Source organism: Kitasatospora sp. NPDC085879 (assembly GCF_040686255.1).
In the GTDB taxonomy this organism is placed as follows: Bacteria; Actinomycetota; Actinomycetes; order Streptomycetales; family Streptomycetaceae; genus Kitasatospora.
The window spans coordinates 1-2,952 of the sequence record NZ_JBFBJZ010000174.1; the positions used below are offsets into that span (position 1 = coordinate 1).

The 2,952-nt window shown below is 71.8% G+C and carries 2 protein-coding genes; both read right to left on the reverse strand.

Features of this window, described 5'->3' with window-relative positions:
• Window positions 1-74 precede the first annotated feature (74 nt).
• Window positions 75-1,403, reverse strand: a complete 1,329-nt coding sequence (locus tag AB0P35_RS41800; RefSeq protein WP_257019068.1) for an AI-2E family transporter — start codon at window positions 1,401-1,403, stop codon at window positions 75-77.
• Window positions 1,404-1,756: 353 nt separating this feature from the next.
• A complete protein-coding gene (locus AB0P35_RS41805) occupies window positions 1,757-2,440 on the reverse strand; it encodes a transglycosylase SLT domain-containing protein (RefSeq protein WP_363521778.1) in 684 nt (227 codons plus the stop codon).
• Window positions 2,441-2,952: the final 512 nt, after the last annotated feature.

Genomic DNA, 2,952 nt, shown 5'->3' on the forward strand with positions numbered 1-2,952 from the left:
TGGGGTCACCTCCCGGCGAGAACCGGGAGGTGACCCCACGCACCCCTGTCGGTGCTCCCCGAGCGTTCGGTCCGCTACTTCTGACGGGCGTTCTCGAGGGCTTCGAAAACCTCCAGGCCGGCGGCGTTGCGGCGGCGGAGGTGGGAGACGACGGTGTTGGTCACGGCGATGAGCGGGACGGCCACGATGGCGCCGCCGATGCCGCCGACGATCGAGCCGGCGGCCACGCCGAGCACCACGCCGAGCGGGTGCACGGCCACCGCGCGGCCGAGGATCAGCGGCTGCAGCAGGTGCCCCTCGATCTGCTGGACGGCGATCAGCACCACCAGCACCATCAGCGCGGTGAACGGCCCCACCGTGACGAGGGCGATCAGCACCGCGATGGTGCCGGTCACCAGGGCGCCGACCAGTGGCACGAAGGCACCGAGGAAGATGATCACCGCGAGCGGCATCGCCATCGGCACGCCGAGCAGCTGGATGCCGATGCCGATGCAGAGCGCGTCGATGAACGCGACGAAGACGGTGCCGCGCACGTAGGCGGTGAGGGTGGCCCAGGCCTTGGGTCCGGCGCCGGCCATCGCGTAGCGGGAGTGCCGGGGCAGGCACCTGAGCGCCCAGGACCAGATCCGGGCGCCGTCGTACAGCAGGAAGAACGTGGTGAAGGCGGCGAGGACGACGCCGGTCAGCACCTCGACGGCGATGGTGACGCCGGTGAAGCCGGCCGAGGTGATCTGCTCGGAGTTGCTGCCGATGGCGGTGGAGATCTGCCGGGCGAAGTCGTTGATCTGCTGCTGCGTCAGGTGCAGCGGGCCGGTGACGAGCCACTCGCGGAGCTGGTTGACACCGTCCTGGACCTTGCCGGTGACCGATTCGAGGTTGCTGGTCACCTGCCAGACCACGAACCAGCCGACCAGGCCGATACCGGCGATGCCGCTGAGGAAGGTGCCGGCGGCGGCCAGCGAGCGGGGCACGCCGGCCCGCTTCAGCCAGGAGACGGTGGGCTCCAGCAGCGCGGAGATCAGCAGGGCGGCGAGGACCGCGAAGGCGACCAGCCGCAGCATGTCGACGACCCGGAAGACCACGTAGAGGGCGACACCGAGCAGCAGCAGCCGCCAGGTGGACTCGGCGGCGACCCGCAGGCCCCACGGCACCGCCTCGACCGGGGTGGCCGGGCGCCCGGGGTGGTGGACCTCGCGGGTGATCGGCGGCAGCCGCTCGGGTTCGGCCTGCCGCGGCAGCGGCAGGTGGCCGTCGGCGCCCTCGCCGGCGGCGCTGTCGGCCTGGGCGGCGGCGCGGCGCCGGCGTTCCAGTGCCGCCCACACCCCGGCGGCGACCGCGCCGGTCCTGGCGAGCGCCTTGAGCACCTTGCGGTCCCGCGCCCCGTCCGCTCTCTCCGCTGCCACGTCCGCGTCCCTCCCCGTTCGTTCCGTCCGCCCGACGGTACCCGCCCGGGGTGGCCGCGGTCCCGGCCGCCCTGGAGCCCGTTCGGTGCGCAGAAGGTGACGAATCAACGCGAAGCGGATGGTTTCGGACGTCATCGAGCGGGGAGGAGCCTGGACAACGGACCATCTGTCGGCGGACCGGCCGGTGCCGGAGGTCCAGGACCCGCTCCGGCGCCCCGCGTCCGCATCGAGCCGCACCGCCCGTGAGCGCCCTGGTCAGCGCCGCCCGGGCGGCGCGGCCCGTCCCCGGACATGCGGAAGGCCCCCGACCTGAGCGGTCGGGGGCCTTCGACGCGCGGCTGTGCGCGGCAGGATCAGTACCAGTGGTGGGACTGCCAGAACGACCAGGCGCCACAGGGGCTGCCGTAGCGGCTGTTCATGTAGTTGAGGCCCCACTTGATCTGGGTCGCCGGGTTGGTGCGCCAGTCGGCACCCGCCGTGGCCATCTTCGAACCCGGCAGTGCCTGCACAAGGCCGTACGCGCCGGAGGACGCGTTGGTGGCGGTGTAGTCCCAGCCGCTCTCGCGCTTCACGATCTCGCTGAAGCAGGAGAACTGGCTGGCGTCGCCGATGATCTGGGCGGCCATCGCCTGGACCGAGCCGGCCGGGACTGCCGCGAGGGCGGTCCGCGCGGCGGCGCGGTTGGCGGCCTCTTCGTCGGCCTTGCGCTTCGCCTCTTCGGCGGCCTTGGCGGCCTTCTCCGCGTCGGCCTTGGCCTGCGCGTCGGCGGCGGCCTTCTGGCGCGCGGCCTCCTCGGCGGCCTTCTTGGCGGCCGCGTCGGCGGACACCTGCTGGGCGCTCGCCTGGCGGGCGAAGTTGTCGCTGATGGTCTGCGCCTGGGCACCGGAGGGCACGTCGGCGAGCAGCGTGGCGCTCGCGACATCGACCGTCTGTGCGGTCGTGCCCTCGCTGCCCGAGGCCGCGCCCACGACCGCACCGACAGCGGTGACGGCGGTGGCGGAGGCCACAGCAACTCCCCGGACCGAGATCCGAGTCACATGGTTTCCTTCCGGCGGCGACCGTGCGTGACCGTACGGACGCAACATGCCCCTTGCCGCTCGCCTCCGTCGGTGCTGGTCACGGGAGACACTGGCCCGGCCGCCGGGCCGAGCGGACTCGGAACGGCGTGGTGAACGGGCGGCGTACGGCTCATCGGTGTTCAGTTGTGTGCCCGCCGACCGGAGTTGCCGGGCGTGATTCTGCCGTACGCGGGGCCTGACAGAACCCTCACCATGCCGCACCGGGACGTGTCTACGCAATTCCCGGTTGCGTGGCGGATCTCACAATCTTTGCGAGCTGGGCTTTTGCCCGAAAGGTCGTCGACGACCCGTCCGATCCGATGACAGAGCGAGGGGCCTGCCGGTATGCGACAGGCCCCTTGACGGTCATTCATACGGATTTGTCCGTATTTGCCCCTACGGCTGAACGTCCTCCAGCATCTCGGTGACGAGGGCGGCGATCGGCGAGCGCTCGGATCGGGTCAGCGTGATGTGGGCGAACAGCGGATGCC